We start from the raw sequence: 16,467 nt of genomic DNA, 5'->3' as shown, positions 1-16,467 counted from the left end.
GACGGGGATTATAAGGGATGGAACCCTTATATAGAAAGGCATTTAGCGATTTTTGTCAATTGTTTTTTATCTAGAGCGAACTAATCAATTAAGTCTCTTGCCAGATAAGGATTTAGTCGATTTATGCCCCCCTATCGAACCATAACAAGTAACGAAGAGCCTAATATCCCAAAGTTTGATGGTGTTATCGTGACTGGTACTAGCAATCAGTTGACCATTCGCACTAACTGCGACTTGATGCAATAAAACCCAATAATCTTTTTCTTGTAAAATTTTAATTACTTCGCCACTTTCCCCTGACCATAATCTAATCGTTTGATCTCCACTTCCACTTATCAATGTTTTTCCATCGGGACTAAAAGCTACTGAACAGATCCAGTCAGTATGACCATTAATCTGTTGAAGACATTTATGGTTTTTGATAGACCATAATCGGATCGAACGATCTATAGAACCACTCAAAATATATTGACTATCGGTGCTGAAAGTAATTGATGATAATCGATTGCCATATCCCCTAAAACATTGAAGACATTCTCTGGTTTTTACTGACCATAACCGCAGTGTAAAATCTTCACTCCCACTGGCTATATATTGACCGTCCGGACTAAAAGCAATTGACCAAATCCAGCTTTCGTGTCCCGTTAAAGTATCAATATTTTGATATTCTCCTTCTATAATAGACCATATTTTAATGGTTTTATCCCCACTTCCACTGGCTAGAAGTTGACCATCGGAACTAAAGGCAACTTGCCAAACCCAATCTTGGTGTCCTGTAAGAGTATGGAGACATTCTCCCGTGTCAACTGACCATATTTTGATAGTTTTATCAGCGCTCCCACTGGCTAAAAGTTGACCATTTGGACTAAAGGTAACACCACCTACTCGTTCTTGATGTCCTTCAAGGGTGTGGAGACATTCTCCTGTTTCAACTGACCATATTTTAATAGTTTTGTCCTCACTTCCTGTGGCTAAAAACTTACTATCAGCACTAAAAGTAACTGCTCTAATAGGAGCATGATGTTTTTGAGAAGGGTGGGGCAAAGAATGACAATTTATAGATATATCTGTTGTAATAGACCAAATTTTAATAATTCCGTCTTGTCCCCCACTTGCTAGTAACTGTCCCTCGGAATTTAAGGCTACTGACCACACCCAACTTCCGTGAGCAGGAAAACTTTTGCTTAATTCTAATTTTCCGTCTTGTTTGACTTTCCAGAGGTAAATCATCCCATGACTGTCACCAGTTGCTAAAAGCTCTTCTCTTGGAAAAGAGCGATTAAACTGACTGCAAGAAATTGATAAAATACTACCGCAAGTTTGAGGGAAAATACAGTCAAAAAACTGTGAATAGGAAAAATCTACTTGGTTGAGTCTAATGTTTGAGAAATCGACTTGTCGAATAGAGATATGAGAAAAATCGTAGCCGATTAAGTGACCATTTTTCAGTATATTAAGTAAGTTGATAATATTGCCAGCAATGCCGCCAATTTGTCCAGAAGGTTGATGTTTTAATGTCTTTAAACAATCAATTAGTTTGCTTTCTAGATTATTTTCTTGAAAATTATGGATTAAGTTCTTGATTATTGGGTGTAAAATAACATTAATTTGAATCTTTCTTAGATAATCAGGAACAGTGGTTTTAGTCAAGGAGTTACTTCTTAATAATTGGAATTTTTGAGTTTTGATTTCTTCGGTTGCTATGGTAATAATTTTTTGAGTGAAATATTCAATCAGTAGAGGATGTATGGTAAAGTAGTCATCTTTTTTATCTAACAGAATTTTGCTAGATAATGATCTGATCCCTTCTTGGATACTTTTACCGTCAGGTTCAATGATAATATTATGTTCTAGTTCCGACAAAGAAACTGGATTTCGATTAATCGCTAACTCAAAAATAATCGCTTTTTCTAAATTAGATAGTTGCTGAAAGTAAGAATTTAAAATAGACTCGACTTTTTCTATCAGAAGATTCCCTTTTAAAAGAAAATACGAGAGATTATTATGATGAACTCGTTGAATATGATGAGCGATAGATTTGATGAATAAAGGATTGCCGTGACAGACTTGTTGAATTAAAAATTGCCATTCATCCTCTGAACCATGAAAGGTGTCAATATCTCCCAAAATTTGTCGTCCAGTTTGATAGTCAAGTCCTTGTAACTCTCGGAAATAAGTTGAAGTTTTATTTCCCACTAACGATTCAAGTTCTTGAGGAATTTTTCGACTGGTTATAATTAAACAGCTATTGTGCTTTGACTGACCAATTGCTTGTAAAATTTCACTATATTCTCGATAGTTTTCATGCTCAATAATCGCATCAATATTATCTAAAAACAATAAACAACGAGATTTGGCTAGTATCTTGATAAATTTTATCAGTTTTATTTTAAATTTATCTTCTGTCTTAAAACTAATATTCTGTGAAATAATATTACTTATATTTTCAAGAAATTCTAGGGGTAAAGGAGGATTCAAAAAAGACCAATAGATAACACGGGGAAATTCCTCTTGAATTTGCTCAATCAGTTTACAGACAAGAGATGTTTTTCCGATTCCTGCTATTCCGAAAATTCCGATAATTTTACACGGGGGACTATTTTGAAAAAACTTTTGTTTTAATAATTCTAGTTCTTTTTCTCTACCATAAATCTGAGAAATATCAGGAATTAATCCGAAATTATCATAATTTATTTCTGTTTTAACTGATGAGTTTTCAAGACCGGGAGATTTGCGCTTATCCCATTCTTCCTCAAATTTCCACAAATTTTCTTCTGTAAATGAACTCCAAAGGTTGAGGGTGAAGTGCCTTTGTCGTGATCCTTGAGGATTCGTGCGATTATCTGTAAGAATTCCCCAATCTTTTAAAACATCAAGAACATTTCTCATCTGAATTGTAGTGAGGGAAATAACTGATGTTTTTTTAGTACCAGCGTTGCAAAAATCTACCAAAACCTTTAATTCTGTTTTGACAATTAGTTTTGGGTGAGGTTTATCATATTTCAACCAGTTATAGATTATTTTATCTGACCAATAAGCTTGATCTACTAATTCACCGTTTACATACGTTAATAATCTTCTTAACAAAAGAGAAAGTTGTTCTTTAACTGTATCACTTGTATTTAGTCTTGGCATAATCTATGAAGATAATTTTTCTCATTATAGCTATATTTTCAATGTTGATTAATATTTTCTAAGGAATCTGGGAAGGATTTGAGGGTTAAAAATTTTTCTGGGATGAGGTGGTCGCCTACTTCTATAGGAATTTTAGTATATTGAGGGCGTGATAAAGAATCGGGTTCAATTAAAACATGGTACATCGTTAATCGGAAATCAGGGTCAAGATTAACTAGGGCAGAAATAGCTCCATCAGAATTTTGAGAAGCATATTTTTTATTTGTTATATCATCAGTTTGTGAAAAACAATCAAAACTACTAGGATGTCTATGCCAAAGTCCAAGAAGTTCTATAGGTTCCTGATAATATCTTCCTATTTTCTTAGATAAATGATTAATATACTCAGTATCATATTCAAAATAACCGGGTTGAAAAATAGGATGTATGCCCGGATCTAATGTTTCGAGAATGTACCATATATTAACTGTTTTTATTCCCAAGAAAATTCCACCTGTTTCTGTTTTAGAGCTTTCATAGGTTTCGGCGACAATTGCTAAAAAGGCTCTCTCTGAAAAAATAGTTTGGAGTTTTAAGTAGTTTAACATTTTTACTAAACTGATTCGTGTTGAGGATTGTCACAGGACATTTCTTGAAAGTAAGGTTCTCTGAAATATTCTATCTTTTTTGCCATAATTGGATCGTGACCTTGAATAAAAATTATTTGTTCATTGCGATTCATTCTCATGATTTCATCAGGATGTAGAAGGTCTCTAACTTGTTGGTTTCTTGTAGTTCCAGAACTTGTGCTATTGCCACCAACTTGACCATAACTTTGATTTTGACCCTCGCTAGTCGATATCACTTCAATTGTTGTTTTGCCTAGCTTTTCTGAGACATATTTGGCCGTCTCTAAGTCGGCGACCCCAAAATACTGCTGCACCTTGCTACTAGAAATAAATGGTTGCCATTCATCATTGGGATAAAGTGCTTTTATTTGAGATAAATCTTGTAAAATTGTCCAAATAGTTGCGCCATAACCTCTGACAATTGAAACAGCATCTCTTAGAGAATCCATCCGACCTAATTGTGCCATTTCATCTAGTAAGAATAAAACTCGATGTCTCGGTTTACCTTGAACACTTAAAATGGCTCGAATAGCCGTACTTATCCATAATCGGAGTAAGCGAGAATAGGATGATAATTTATCAGTAGGTAAAACTAAGTAAAGAGAAACATCACCCGTTCTTTTGAGGTCTTTAATATCAAAACTACTCCGAGATAAAGACTTGATAACTCTGGGAGAGTCAAGAAATCCGGTATTACTTTTAACAGTGGAAAGGACACTAGAAGCGGTGTTTTCTGCTAATTGTTTGAAACCAGATGCGGTTCTGGCAATTATTCCATGAGCATAAGAAGAGCTTTCCATCATGTTAAGGTGAAAAGCTAATTCATTAGGAGGAGAAGTGAGCAGTTTTCTTACCTCTCCTAGATGTCTCGATTCTTCAGGGGATTCACAAACGACATAGAGAATAAATCCAGTTAAAAGAGTAACTGCTTCATCATTAAAATATTTATCGTTACCCTGCTCACTTTTTGGTCTTAAAATTAAAGAATCTGCTAAAGTTCTAGCATCATCTATTAAGTCATCTTCATCAGGATCTAAAAGATCTAAAGGATTCAATTGAGCCTGATCTTTTTTGTCACAAATTCCAAAAGGATCTAAACAAAGTACATTTTGTCCCATGCGTTGGCGTGCAAATGCTGTTACTGCATAATTTTCTCCTTTAGGATCTGTAACAATAACTGAGCCGGGATAGGTTAAAAGATTAGGAATAACTACTCCAACACCTTTACCCGCACCAGGGGGAGCAATAGTTATTAAATTGCCTTCAAAGCCACTCCAATCTTGATTAAATCTAAGTAGTAGTGAATCTGATTGTGTTTTTCGTGAGATCATTCCTTTCTTTTTCGTAATTTTTCCTAGCACAAGACCTTGAGAATCAAATAGATTTAAGGCTTCCAGATCTTTTTCATTTGACCAGCGTGCTGTAGCTTGTCCACCACCAATTTTTTTTCTATCTGAACTTTTAGAAGGAAGAGCAAAGCTTTTTACTTGAAAGATCATTGCTGCTATAAACCCAACCCCAAAAATCAGAGCAAGATAATCAACGGTTAATTGAGGGACAAGATATTTAGCAGCGAGAACAAATAGCAAACCTGTTAAGAAATGAAAGGGATAGCGACGAACAATGTTGAAAAACATTAGCAGTATTTTACCTGCTACTGCTATAGATATTTCAAACATTTTAAACACTAAGTTAAATGGATCTTGAGACATGATTTTTTCCTCTATCCTTGAGTTCTTTGATTGCTAGGTAATTGTGTCATTGGTTGTTGACTTAAACTAGCAGCATTTCTAGCAACTTCTTGCATTTGTTTCTGTCTTTGTTCTTCAAGGGTTTTTTGACGGGCAGCTTCTTCTCTTTCTTTTTTGTCTTTTAAAATACTTTGCACCTGATGATCTTTTTCGCTTTTAAGTCTTTCTTTAGTACCATCATTTTTTTGACGATTAACTTCTTCTCTTGCTTTCATAACTTCTTTTGTAGCTTCAGAAAATTTTTGTCTTTGTTGGTCTTGTCGTTGTTTGAGAAGTTTCCTCAAATCATTAGCTTGACTTCTACAATTCTGAGCATCTCGATATTCCTGTTTAGCTTTTTCTATAAGAGCCTTACGCTCTTGATCACTAGCACCCTTTGCCATTTCACTATATTTGTTAGCTTCTGCTTGGTGTGCAGCAGCTTTTGCTTCAAACTGACTAATAAGATGTTGTAATTCAGCGTCACTGGGAATAAATTCGTTAGGCATAAATTCACCTCTTGGTAAAGTTTGTAGTACAAAGAAAACGATAAAATTTATCAATCACTAGGTATTGTAGCCGATGATATGTAAAAGCCAGAGTTGTTAATTAAACTTTCTATCTGTTCACTACTAGCCATCCCATTAAGAAATATCTGACCATCTTGATAAATCCTAATTTCTAAACGATTGGCAATGTTGGTTAAAGTATTTTTCATGTGTAAGTATCGCGGTGAAAGAAAGTGATATTGTTGATTAGAAGAACCAACCCAAGGACGATTTATGTCATTTAAATCTTGACGATAAGGACCGTCAATTAATAAATCGGTTACTGCAAGTAAATTATGCCAATCTTGCCGAGAACTGGTGCTAAGACTCTCATAAAGATACCCAGTAAAAGTGACAACTGACAAGCCTACTTTTTGTAACAATTGACCAAGATGAGCTAGAGCCGCAGCTTGGGCAAAAGGTTCGCCACCGACAAAGGTTACTCCTTCTATAGTTGGACTGCTGAGAATGCGCTCGAAAAGACGTTCTGTTTCAACAATTTTGCCACCGTTATCTTCCCACGTCCAAGGAACAGCACAGCCAGGACATCGAATTGGACAACCTTGAACCCAAATACAAGCACGTTCTCCGGGTCCTTCAGCCCGCGTATGAGGCAAAAACTTATTGATTCGTAATTCCATAGAAAAAGCCAAGATTATGTTAATAGAGTTAGCAATTGATGAACAAACTAGAAGCCTTTTAACTTCTATCCTGTACGGTTTCGTCTATTTGTTGACTTAACCAAACTTCTTGATTCTCGTAATATTCAGGAGTATAGGAAGACTCATATACTTCAGCATTGAGAACTTCTTCTAAAATTTCAATATAGTCGGTACAAGCTTTGCCTTTAATACCCTGAACTTCTGCTTGTACGCGACCATCAGGGAAAATCCGAAGTTGTATTTTTTTAGACATAGTTGACTCTCCTTAAGTTATTAATTAAAAATCAATTAGACGTTGATCTTGAGCGTCTGAAATATTTTCAGATTGGTAAGCAAGAATAACAGCTTTTGCTTTTAACTTTGTTACTAGATGAGGTTGTAATTGTAAAAATTCGGCAACTTCCTCAATACTACTAAATCCTAAACGCAATTCACGTTCTCTGATTAGATTTTCGGCTTTGTTTATTGTCATATTTGGCAATAAAAGTAAATCTTCTAGGGGAGCATTATTCAAATCAACAGGTTCAAATTCAACAGCTTTTTCTTGTTGAGAAGAATATTGTTTTTCTGTCTTTTTAGATATAGTCTCTGTTGGTTTTTGTATATTTTCTAATGTGGAGGGTGGAATTAATTCTCTTAGTTGTCGAATCTCTGTTATTGGAGTCCATTCTATCATTCCAGGCTTCCAAAATAGACATCCATTAGGATTTATTTGGCGTGTAGTAAGCAAATGCCGAACGGTATCTAAATCATACGGACCATAAGTTTCACCTGATACTCTTAAACTATAATTATTTTCTCGAAGATTTTTGTAATTTTCGGCGGCTTCTATCGCCTTTTCAATTGCATCTAGAGCTAAAGTAGCTTCTCTCCTGCTAAAAGGTTCCACTGTATGCTGTCCAGACGCACTGGTGATAATCAGTCTTTCTTGACTCGGTTCATTTTCTTTACTACCACCACTTATAGCTCCACTACTTATTATCAGAGCCAAATAAAAAAAGATTCGTGGAAATATTGGCCAAGTTAAAATAAGACAACCCGCAAAAAGGATGATTGCCATTACAGTTTTGCTAGGCTTAATTGTTACTATAGACGTAAACTGCATAGCTCCAACAAAAACAATAAAAATCAATGCTAAAACAAAAAGAAAGATATTGCTTTGGTAAGTTGTGTATAAATGAAATACCATTATCCCAACAATAACAAGCTGAAGCAGCCATAAAACAGGATGTACTTTAGCTGGTATCTCCTCTTTTTTAAAGCTGACAATTTCATCTGTCTTGAGTGTTTTATTTGCTAAATAAACATTTCGGTCTGTCACTTTAAGTCCAGATTCATTGAAGTAAACCTCTTCTTGATCTTTCATTTTTTAATTCCTCCTCAAGAATTAATTGTTAATGTCAAAAGTATAGAATTGTCTTCTTGTACTTCTTCGCTTTCAATAACAAGGTTTCGCTCTTTAGCTCTTTGTTTCAGTGATTCGAGAGTTTCCTTTTGGATTTGAAGCTTGTAATCTTCATCAATGGTTGATAAGCTGTTGTAAATTAACTTCAGTTCTTTGGCGTTAACTTCAACAAAAAACGAACCATCATCGGAAGGAAAAAAGCACAAGGAGGTTGGACCAACATTACAAATTAACTCGCCATTTATTGTTTCTTTGGGAAGCATACCAAACTTTATTAAGGTTTGACGTAACAGATTTTTATCTCGAAAGTTTGTAGGAAATACTTCAGATTTTGTTGATTCCACCGGTTCAATCGTTTTAGCTGATTTAACTGATTGACTGGTGGAATCATTAGTAGCATAAAAAATTTGACGACCAGCACGCTTTTCTACAGCCTTAATAAAGCGATTAAGTACATCATCTGGAGTAGATTTTCTAAACACAGCAACCCATTGGCCATCTATTAAATCCCAGAAAAAGAAATCTTTTTCTCCTTGTAGATGGGTTTTATAACTACTTCCCCACTTTTCTGCATCGTAACCAGCACCTATAACAAAACGTTCTAGTTCATTACCATCCTTGAAATTAGTGGGAACTTTATTTTGTGAAGAAGCTGCCCATTCTTCTAATTTATCTTTGCCAACTATTGCTCTTAAAGCTAAAGCAACTGGAAGTAATAAAAGACTGATAGACATAAAATTATTTCTCCTTTAGAAATCAATAGTTCTGCCGCCTCGTGACACCCGAACGTCAACATCAGCTTTTTCGACTTTTTGGTCGTAACCTGATCTGTCTTGGTTGCTGGTTGCCGCTACAGCCCTCACGTTTGCCCATTCTCGGATAGCATGAATTTGTTCAGCTTGTGTGACTGAAAGTGGTACAGTGTTTTTTATGGCTAGGGAAAAATCATCAGATTCGATACTACGATTCTCAGCAAATGCTTCAAATAGGGCTGAGATTACCGCTTGTTCAACTTCCGCACCCACAAAACCTTCAGTTATCTGAGCTAAACTAACTAGAAAATTTTCGTTTAGCTGTAGATTGCCACACACTTCAGGCTCTTGTAAACGTTTGTTTAGATGAACACGAAAAATCTCCTTTCTTTCATGTAAAGTGGGCAAATCGACAAAGAAAATTTCGTCAAAACGACCTTTTCTAAGTAGTTCAGGTGGCAAACTGTGTATATTATTGGCGGTTGCTGCTACAAAAACTGGTTTTGTTTTCTCTTGCATCCAAGTCAGAAAAGTACCAAAAACACGAGTAGAAGTGCCACCATCTCCGCCAGAACCAGAAACACTACTGAATCCCTTTTCTATCTCATCAATCCAGAGAATACAAGGAGCGATCGCCTCAGCAGTTTTGATAGCTTGACGCATATTCTCTTCACTGCTGCCAACTAAACCACTGAAAACTTTACCCATATCTAGGCGCAGTAATGGCAATTGCCACATAGCACTAATCGCTTTAACAATTAAACTTTTTCCACAGCCAGGGACACCTGTAATCAATACGCCTTTTGGTGGAGGAATATGATAAAGCTGTGCTGATTCCTGCCAAGATTTGTTACGCTTACTAAGCCAGCGTTTTAAATTTTCGAGTCCTCCTACATCTTCTAGATTGATGGTACTTTTAATAAATTCTAAAATGCCTGTTTTTCTGATAATTTGCTGTTTTTCTTCAAGTATAATCTCAATGTCTGAAATGTCGAGTCTTCCGCCTTCGACCATTGCACGAGCAAAAGCATTTTCCGCTTCCTGTAAAGTCAAACCTAATGCTGCTTTTGCTAAACGTTCAGTTTCCTCGTCGTTAAGCTCAATAATAATTTTGCCACTTTGCCGATTTGCTGTAATCATCTCCTCTAAAACAGCCTTAATTTCCTCAAAAGATGGCAACTCAAAGTCAACAATTGTGACCTCTTTCTGTAATTCATTGGGCAAAACAACTGTAGGAGCAATAAAAACAACATTTTTCGGCTTACTGCTGCGTCTTAATCTAGCAGAAAGATCGCGTAGTTTGCGGATAATCTGATAATCGGGTGTTTTACCTCGTTCACCAAAGTACACATGGAAATCTACTAGGATAAAGATAGCAGGCTCGGCATAGTTATCTATGAACTCAAGAGCTTTAATTGGTTCTAATAGTTTGCTCTGTGTATTGGTTTCAGCTTGACTAGATTGTTTATTATCCGCTGTCATCCCTGTTGTCAACTTCCACACAAAACAATTCCGAGTTGTGCGAATTTTGCTGGCCTCAGTAGCAACCGAGCGAAGGATATTAATCACTCTTTCTTCTTCCCAAGTTGGGATATACAAATAGGGAAACCTTGCTCTGAAAAGGTTTCCTACTAGAATACTGAATTTGTTGGCATCGTGTGTTTGCATATCGGTTTGGATTTTAGCTTTTGCCCTTTACGCTTTAATTTCTGCGACTCTCTTGAATTTCGTGTGATCAGCCTTATGGATACTTTCTATGGTATAAACTTGGGACTTTCCCCGATGCAGATTTTTTTTGAAAAGCTGTAAGTCTTTGTGGGATAAGGCATTGCGTCGCTAAGACTCTAGTTCAACTTCGGGACACTTAAGGATATAGCCAATTTTCAGGATAATTTACCTTAAGTTCCCAAAATCTAGTATTTATCGGAAACCTGTTGAGCTAGACTTCACACCGCAAACGCTTCCTTATGTTTATGAAAAATCTGGTCAGCGTTGTGGTACTGATGCTTAATCATCCACTGCTCCAGTTCAATGAGATACCATTGACCGGCAAATGTTCCATATTTTAAGCAAACTTTTTCATTATCGTGTAGAGTGTGCTTAAATCCAAAACGTTCTTTATAGAGTGCTTCAATTGTTTCGTCCCCTTTTGGATAAGTCGTGTAGGAAATTTCAGTGTGAGCAATATCATGTTTGTAAGTCAAGATAGCTCGAATCAATTGCTGATAAACAAGATAACTTGTTCCTTTTTTGCCAGTTCCCTTTTCATCATAGAGAGAGAGACTTTCTCCGATGCTTGTTACATTTTTGGGTAACATCAAATGCTTTCCTGTGTGTTTTCCTTCACAAAATGTTGCCAGTTGACAAGGCAAATAGTAGCCATATTCAGGCAGAGAATAGGTATAACGTGCAACACCGATTACCTGAGAGGGATTCTGTTCAGGATAGGCTAGAAAAATAACCGATTGGTGAGTAAATAAATCGTCGATTTCTTTGCAATAATTTTGTGACTCAGGATAGCGATTCTTGAGAAATAAGAAATAGGATTCAATTTCTGCCAGTGTTTCCGCTTCCTTGACCAGATAACCTTTGACCTTTGGCACATCAAAAGAAAGTAAGGCTCTTTTGCAAAGAATCCAGCAGTTGCCAATGTTATTTAACACAATAAATCCAGCACAAGAAAACAGAATCTTCACATATTGCTCAATATCAGGGGTTTGGGATATATCATAGACAAAGAGAAGACCGTTATCCTGTAACATTCTTCGGACAGTCCTTAAAGTGAATAGGGGATCTTTTTGGGTGTAATTTGTGGTCTTTAGCGTTGCAAATGTTTGTGCCGTTAAGTCCTTTTCCTCGTTTGGTTTTAAATTAAGCCAACAAGAAAGTTGCTCATAGTGACGCTCTGGTATTTGACCGCTAAATAAGTGATTGACATCACCTCCATCCGACGACAGTAGCCGCACCGATGTAGATGATAATGAGATAAACTGTTTACCATTGGTTTGGTTGATTATTTGAGAAATAGCCATTTTGCTACCCTTAGGAAGAGGACAACGAGCAATGAGGCTCTCTTCATTGGGAGTAAAGCGATAGAAATCCTTAGATTTCTACGGAGAAGCAAGCAAAACGATGATTTTTGGGCGCAAAAAGCAAAAGAAGCTGGAATTAGAAAGAATTAGAAAGCTTGAATGGCTTCCTATACCTATAATTGAGCAAATAGCTGATATGTACTTAGTCACATTGAGAGAAAATTTTTCAAAAAATGAGAATTTCTGGGGATAATTGATCAACAATAGAGAAATAAACTTATGTAGATTGAATAGAGAGCAATGAAGTTAAAACTCTCCGTAGCGGGACTTGAGCAAGTCAAAACCCGATGGGCGCAAAAACAAAAAGAAGGCTGGACTAGAAAATACTTATGCACCGAGGCTAGTCAATTTTCCAAACCCGATGGGAATTGGGAGGAAATTTCAAAAGACCCAGCCCACACTTATTACTCTTATTACGCCGACAACTGCTCACTGGAGACTTTAGATCATTTTTTGAGGGGTAAAACCATTCAATCGGAAGGTTTTTTTGCCTTTTGTCGAGCTTTGAACATCGACCCTTCAAAAGTCGCAGATCTAGATAATCTTTTGCAAAAACTGACTCAAGATATCGAGCCTATCTGGGTGGGGCGAGAGTCTCTTCAAAGTGATTTACTGGAAAAACTAAGAGGCGATTGTCGCATTGTCGTAATTACAGGAATAACAGGTATTGGAAAAACTGCCCTCGCCTACAAATTGGCCTTAGCTTTATGTCAAGAAGGGTTTCCTCCTGAACTGCCTATTGATTTTGATGGGTTTAATCAACGGGAGGATCAACAGTCGCAATCAGAAGCACAAAACTTTATCAGCACAGCTATTGATTTACTCAATCGTGGCGATGAACCTGTTACGGCAAAACAAGCAAAAAACCCAGAACAATTATTAACTCAACTGGTTAATCATCTGAGCAATAATCGTCGATTAATTTGGTTTGATTCAATGGAAAATCTTTTACAAGGAGAAAAACAAGATGGCAGTAATCGCTTTAAAGACCCCCTCTGGCGAGTCTTTTTTCAAAAAATATTAGAAGCCGAAAATTGTCAGACTCGAATTGTGATAACTTCGCAGGATAAGCCTGAAGATTTTGAAACTTTTAGTCAAGATCAATATTGGCATATTCAGCCATTAATGGGATTAGAGGATCAGGAAAGTTTACAGTTATTTGAACGCTTATTTCAACAAGCAGAAGTCGAATTAATTCTTCATGGACGTAACCTTGCTTACCTTAAAGAGATCGGAAAACTTCATGAAGGACATCCTCTCGCTATCCGCTTAATTTCCGGTGATATTATTGATAGACTGAATGGAGATATTAGCACTTATTATGACGAGAATAAATCACGATTTCGACGATTAAGAGAAATGATTGATGAAGCTCAAAAAGCCAATCCTGATGATTATTAAAAAGTTAACTTAATGACCAAACAATTACGAAAACAACTGTTAGAGGAGGAAATCGAAAGAACAATAGAGCGACTTGAAAACACTTTTGAAACTGCTTATTTATTGCTTATCTATGGCTCCACTTATTCATCTTTTGAATTTAAAAATGCGTGGTTTGAAAATCTTCAATTATTTTCAGAATACGAGGAACAAGATTTAGACCTAGCTCTTTTTACCTTGTTTAACCGTTATTTAGTAGAAACTCAAAAACAACTGGGATATGAACCACATATCAAACAGCACAGCTTAATTCGCAATGTTGCTTTCAAGCATCTAGTATCTACCCAAAGAAAAGAAGGAAAACCAAATCATGAATGATTTTCAATCTCCTCAATTAAGAGTCAAAGAACGTCTCACAAGTATCGATTTTACTGTTTTTGGAGAACTCGCTCAAGTTAAACAAAAAGGGGAAATTTTAGGGGCGACAGGGAGTCATTTTGAAAAAGCACATTTTGGCGCATTTATCTGGCATTTAATTGGTTATGAACGCCATATTAAGGATAAAATGGGACAGCAGCTCTCTATTCAAGAACGGGCAAGTCGTTATGTGGAAGCATTTCTCTGTCTGTGTCGATTAGGTTGGTATAAAGAAGCTAAATCTTTATTTTCTTTACCCTTAGAAATTCATGATCCAACTTCTTTACCTTTGCACAAACAATTACTCATCTGGGGACGGTATGAAGAGGGCATAAAACTGTGTAAAGAATTATTAGGAAATCTTGACAATGAAACCGATTTTCTCTGTTTAAGTGAACTTGGTTATATGTATCGAGAATTAGGACAATTAGACCAAGCAAAAAATTATGCAGAGAAACTGTTATCCTTAGCAGAGCAATTAAATAATCCTCTTTGGAAAGCAAGAGGCAAAGTAAATATAGCAACAATTGATGGAATAAAAGGTGAATATTTAAGCGCTGAAATAGGACTGAATGAAGTTTTAAATCTAGCCGAGATTATTCCCGATTGTGACGAAAAATTTGAGATTATTAATGTTGCTTATTTAAATCTGGGTAATTGTTATGGTTATCAGGGAAAAGTTGACCAGACTATTGCTTGTTTAGAAAAATACTTAAAATGGGCAGAAAAAATTAAAAATCTTATTTATCAAGCAATAGCTTTACGAAATTTAGGAGAAGCACACCGGCGAATCAATGATTTGAATCAAGCTATCGATTACACTCAAAGAAGTCTTAACTTATCTGAGCAAATAACCGATGAAGCAGGAATTATTTTGTCTTTGGGAAATTTAGCCTCAATTTATGGGCAACAAGCAAATTTTCAGGAGTCTGAAAAATACTTTAAACAACAAAAGAAAAAAGCTTTAGCTATTTCAGATGTGGCAGGTGTTGCCCATGCTTGTGCTGGATTAGGAGAAATTTATAGTATCACTCGAAAGGATGATCTAGCCTATCAATATCTTAATCAAGCTTTAGATATTGCCCTCGATATTGGAGAACGATATGTAGAACTAGAGACTTTAATTATTTTGGCCGAATTTGAAGAAAAAACCCATGATCTTAAATCAGCTATTAATCACTGGCAACGAGCTTTACATCTTTCTGAAAAATTAAATATGCTCTCCCATAAAGAGAACTGTGAACAAAACCTAGAAAGGTTGTTAAACCCCAACTAAGTTGAGACTGAGTAACGCACAGAAAACGGGTTTCTCGGAGAAACCCGTTTTCTACTCATGCAAAAGAGATGTCTATTGAAACAATCTGAATTTCCCTGACTCGGTGCATTGGTTTGGTTGGCTTTTCGGTGGTGATTAGTTCATCAGCTTGAATTTGCAGCGCAGCAGCAACGTGAAGTGCATCCATCGCCGCTAAACCGTAAGTGCCAGCAATTTCATGACTCACTGCACCCTCCTCGACGTGCAGCAAGTTCTTGTTCTATTTCGTCTTCATTGAGCAGTTGCAATCCAGATGCAATCGCTCGCTGTCGGATTTCCCATAACTTTTTGCTTAATGGTGTTTGGGGAATAAATTTTAATTATATCTATTACTTCGCTACCATTATTATTCAATTCTTTAATTAAGAAGTCTAAAGATGGCATAATTACTTATTCCGAATATTGGTATTTAGGCATTATTTATTATAGCATTCCAATTTTCTAAAGTCAAACCCTCAACTCTAGCTAAATTAATACCATTAGTTTGTAGAATAGGAAATACTTTTTAATCTTTAATTCTTAGGATAAGTTGAGGTATAGTTTCTCATCTTAACTTTAATTGGAGCGATCGCTGTTTTATTGTGTTTGAGAAAGGCGATCGCTGTTGAGTTGAGGATGAAGGAGAAATTTGAGCTATAATAGGGGATAAAATTAACAAACAAGGTAATTATCAATGCCATTAAAGCAAAAGTATATTACTGATGAACAGGGTAATCAAATCGGTATTCTTTTAGATATAGAGGAATATCGAAAACTCCTAGAAGATTCTGAAGAATTGAATGCTATTAGAGCCTATGATTTAGCTATTTCGGAAGAGGAAGAAATTCCTTTTGAAGAGGCGATCGCCGAAATTGAAAATAGTCGTCAATGAATTACACTATTGCGATTAAAAAACAAGCTTCTAAGGCTTTAGCTAATCTTCCCCAAGATAGTTATCAGAAAGTTCGAGACGGGATTAGAGCATTAGCTGACAATCCAAGACCAGCAGGGTGTCTCAAACTGACAGGACGAGAAGGCTGGCGGATTCGGATTGGAGTTTATCGCGTTATTTACGCGATAGATGATTCCGCAAAAAAGGTGATTATTTTAGATATTGGACATCGAAAGGACATCTACCGATAGGCGATCGCGTTTTTAATAAAAATTTGGAAGAGGCGATCGCTATTTTACTGTGAGAAGAGGAGGGCGATCGCTTATAATAAATCCAGTGATCAAAATAGAAGGAGGCAAATGCCAGCAAAAGACCTCTATCACGAAGCCGTTAAAAATGCCTTAATTAAAGACGGCTGGACAATTACGGCTGATCCTTATCCTATTGAATTTGACATCCTCGCCGCCCTAAAAGTGCGGCGATTCCTAAACCTCACGATTTAAGTTTCTGCTTCCACCACCGTCGCATACCACAGTTAAAAAACCATGTACT

14 protein-coding genes and 3 pseudogenes are annotated in these 16,467 nt (G+C 36.3%); 5 read left to right on the top strand and 12 right to left on the bottom strand.

Annotated features, from left to right (window positions below; genetic code table 11):
* Positions 1-159: 159 nt before the first annotated feature.
* The 10 genes and pseudogenes from IM500_RS21185 to IM500_RS21140 all read right to left on the bottom strand — a co-directional run.
* Positions 160-3,135, bottom strand: a pseudogene (locus IM500_RS21185) (WD40 domain-containing protein); the annotation flags it as partial.
* A 38-nt stretch (positions 3,136-3,173) separates the two neighbouring features.
* Positions 3,174-3,722 (bottom strand): Mov34/MPN/PAD-1 family protein, encoded by a 549-nt coding sequence (locus IM500_RS24890; protein ID WP_002793844.1) that lies wholly within the window; start codon positions 3,720-3,722, stop codon positions 3,174-3,176.
* A 5-nt stretch (positions 3,723-3,727) separates the two neighbouring features.
* Positions 3,728-5,455: a type IV secretory system conjugative DNA transfer family protein gene (locus tag IM500_RS21175; RefSeq protein ID WP_190723389.1), complete on the bottom strand. Its 1,728-nt coding sequence runs from the start codon at positions 5,453-5,455 to the stop codon at positions 3,728-3,730.
* 11 nt (positions 5,456-5,466) lie between these two features.
* A complete protein-coding gene (locus IM500_RS21170) occupies positions 5,467-5,982 on the bottom strand; it encodes a hypothetical protein (RefSeq protein WP_190723391.1) in 516 nt (171 codons plus the stop codon).
* 50 nt (positions 5,983-6,032) lie between these two features.
* Entirely contained in the window at positions 6,033-6,662 is a 630-nt protein-coding gene (locus IM500_RS21165) for a 4Fe-4S single cluster domain-containing protein (protein WP_190723393.1), read from the bottom strand.
* 58 nt (positions 6,663-6,720) lie between these two features.
* Positions 6,721-6,936 carry a DUF2997 domain-containing protein gene (locus IM500_RS21160; RefSeq protein ID WP_185237209.1) on the bottom strand — a complete coding sequence of 72 codons (216 nt, stop codon included), beginning with the start codon at positions 6,934-6,936 and terminating at the stop codon, positions 6,721-6,723.
* Positions 6,937-6,960: 24 nt separating this feature from the next.
* Positions 6,961-8,049: a GYF domain-containing protein gene (locus IM500_RS21155; protein ID WP_190723395.1), complete on the bottom strand. Its 1,089-nt coding sequence runs from the start codon at positions 8,047-8,049 to the stop codon at positions 6,961-6,963.
* 14 nt (positions 8,050-8,063) lie between these two features.
* On the bottom strand, positions 8,064-8,822 hold the full coding sequence (locus IM500_RS21150) for a hypothetical protein (protein ID WP_190723397.1): 759 nt from the start codon (positions 8,820-8,822) through the stop codon (positions 8,064-8,066).
* Between the two features lie 15 nt (positions 8,823-8,837).
* On the bottom strand, positions 8,838-10,508 hold the full coding sequence (locus IM500_RS21145; protein ID WP_185237212.1) for a Ycf46 family AAA ATPase: 1,671 nt from the start codon (positions 10,506-10,508) through the stop codon (positions 8,838-8,840).
* A gap of 278 nt (positions 10,509-10,786) precedes the next feature.
* Entirely contained in the window at positions 10,787-11,872 is a 1,086-nt protein-coding gene (locus IM500_RS21140) for a hypothetical protein (protein ID WP_287739487.1), read from the bottom strand.
* 300 nt (positions 11,873-12,172) lie between these two features.
* Between IM500_RS21140 and IM500_RS21135 the strand changes: the two are divergent.
* A pseudogene (locus IM500_RS21135) lies at positions 12,173-13,690 on the top strand (nSTAND3 domain-containing NTPase).
* Positions 13,683-15,005 carry a tetratricopeptide repeat protein gene (locus IM500_RS21125; RefSeq protein ID WP_287739484.1) on the top strand — a complete coding sequence of 441 codons (1,323 nt, stop codon included), beginning with the start codon at positions 13,683-13,685 and terminating at the stop codon, positions 15,003-15,005. The pseudogene IM500_RS21135 and the gene IM500_RS21125 overlap by 8 nt, the downstream one beginning before the upstream one ends.
* Positions 15,006-15,060: 55 nt before the next feature.
* Here the strand turns inward: IM500_RS21125 and IM500_RS21120 are convergent, their stop codons facing one another.
* Positions 15,061-15,255, bottom strand: coding sequence for a PIN domain-containing protein (locus tag IM500_RS21120; protein WP_190723405.1), 195 nt, complete (start codon positions 15,253-15,255; stop codon positions 15,061-15,063).
* 20 nt (positions 15,256-15,275) lie between these two features.
* A complete protein-coding gene (locus IM500_RS21115) occupies positions 15,276-15,428 on the bottom strand; it encodes a hypothetical protein (RefSeq protein WP_190723407.1) in 153 nt (50 codons plus the stop codon).
* 289 nt (positions 15,429-15,717) lie between these two features.
* On the opposite strand from IM500_RS21115, the gene IM500_RS21110 reads away from it, so the two are divergent.
* The 3 genes and pseudogenes from IM500_RS21110 to IM500_RS21100 all read left to right on the top strand — a co-directional run.
* Positions 15,718-15,915, top strand: a complete 198-nt coding sequence (locus IM500_RS21110; RefSeq protein WP_002760112.1) for a RelB antitoxin-like protein — start codon at positions 15,718-15,720, stop codon at positions 15,913-15,915.
* Complete coding sequence (locus IM500_RS21105) at positions 15,912-16,166, top strand: type II toxin-antitoxin system RelE family toxin (RefSeq protein WP_002760111.1); 255 nt, start codon at positions 15,912-15,914, stop codon at positions 16,164-16,166. The genes IM500_RS21110 and IM500_RS21105 overlap by 4 nt, the downstream gene beginning before the upstream one ends.
* A 108-nt stretch (positions 16,167-16,274) precedes the next feature.
* A pseudogene (locus IM500_RS21100) lies at positions 16,275-16,370 on the top strand (element excision factor XisH family protein); the annotation flags it as partial.
* Positions 16,371-16,467: the final 97 nt, after the last annotated feature.

It is taken from the genome of Microcystis sp. M179S2, assembly GCF_020245805.1.
Classification (GTDB): domain Bacteria; phylum Cyanobacteriota; class Cyanobacteriia; order Cyanobacteriales; family Microcystaceae; genus Microcystis; species Microcystis aeruginosa.
This window is presented reverse-complemented; position numbering and strand designations above follow the sequence as displayed.

Bases quoted from the DNA above. Each gene is read 5' to 3' on its own strand.
- IM500_RS21150 (WP_190723397.1), bottom strand. From the start codon at position 8,822: ATGTCTATCAGTCTTTTATTACTTCCAGTTGCTTTAGCTTTAAGAGCA.
- IM500_RS21125 (WP_287739484.1), top strand. From the start codon at position 13,683: ATGAATGATTTTCAATCTCCTCAATTAAGAGTCAAAGAACGTCTCACA.
- IM500_RS21115 (WP_190723407.1), bottom strand. From the start codon at position 15,428: ATGCCATCTTTAGACTTCTTAATTAAAGAATTGAATAATAATGGTAGC.
- IM500_RS21140 (WP_287739487.1), bottom strand. From the start codon at position 11,872: ATGGCTATTTCTCAAATAATCAACCAAACCAATGGTAAACAGTTTATC.
- IM500_RS21160 (WP_185237209.1), bottom strand. From the start codon at position 6,936: ATGTCTAAAAAAATACAACTTCGGATTTTCCCTGATGGTCGCGTACAA.
- IM500_RS21145 (WP_185237212.1), bottom strand. From the start codon at position 10,508: ATGCAAACACACGATGCCAACAAATTCAGTATTCTAGTAGGAAACCTT.
- IM500_RS21170 (WP_190723391.1), bottom strand. From the start codon at position 5,982: ATGCCTAACGAATTTATTCCCAGTGACGCTGAATTACAACATCTTATT.
- IM500_RS21165 (WP_190723393.1), bottom strand. From the start codon at position 6,662: ATGGAATTACGAATCAATAAGTTTTTGCCTCATACGCGGGCTGAAGGA.
- IM500_RS21175 (WP_190723389.1), bottom strand. From the start codon at position 5,455: ATGTCTCAAGATCCATTTAACTTAGTGTTTAAAATGTTTGAAATATCT.
- IM500_RS21105 (WP_002760111.1), top strand. From the start codon at position 15,912: ATGAATTACACTATTGCGATTAAAAAACAAGCTTCTAAGGCTTTAGCT.
- IM500_RS21155 (WP_190723395.1), bottom strand. From the start codon at position 8,049: ATGAAAGATCAAGAAGAGGTTTACTTCAATGAATCTGGACTTAAAGTG.
- IM500_RS24890 (WP_002793844.1), bottom strand. From the start codon at position 3,722: ATGTTAAACTACTTAAAACTCCAAACTATTTTTTCAGAGAGAGCCTTT.
- IM500_RS21110 (WP_002760112.1), top strand. From the start codon at position 15,718: ATGCCATTAAAGCAAAAGTATATTACTGATGAACAGGGTAATCAAATC.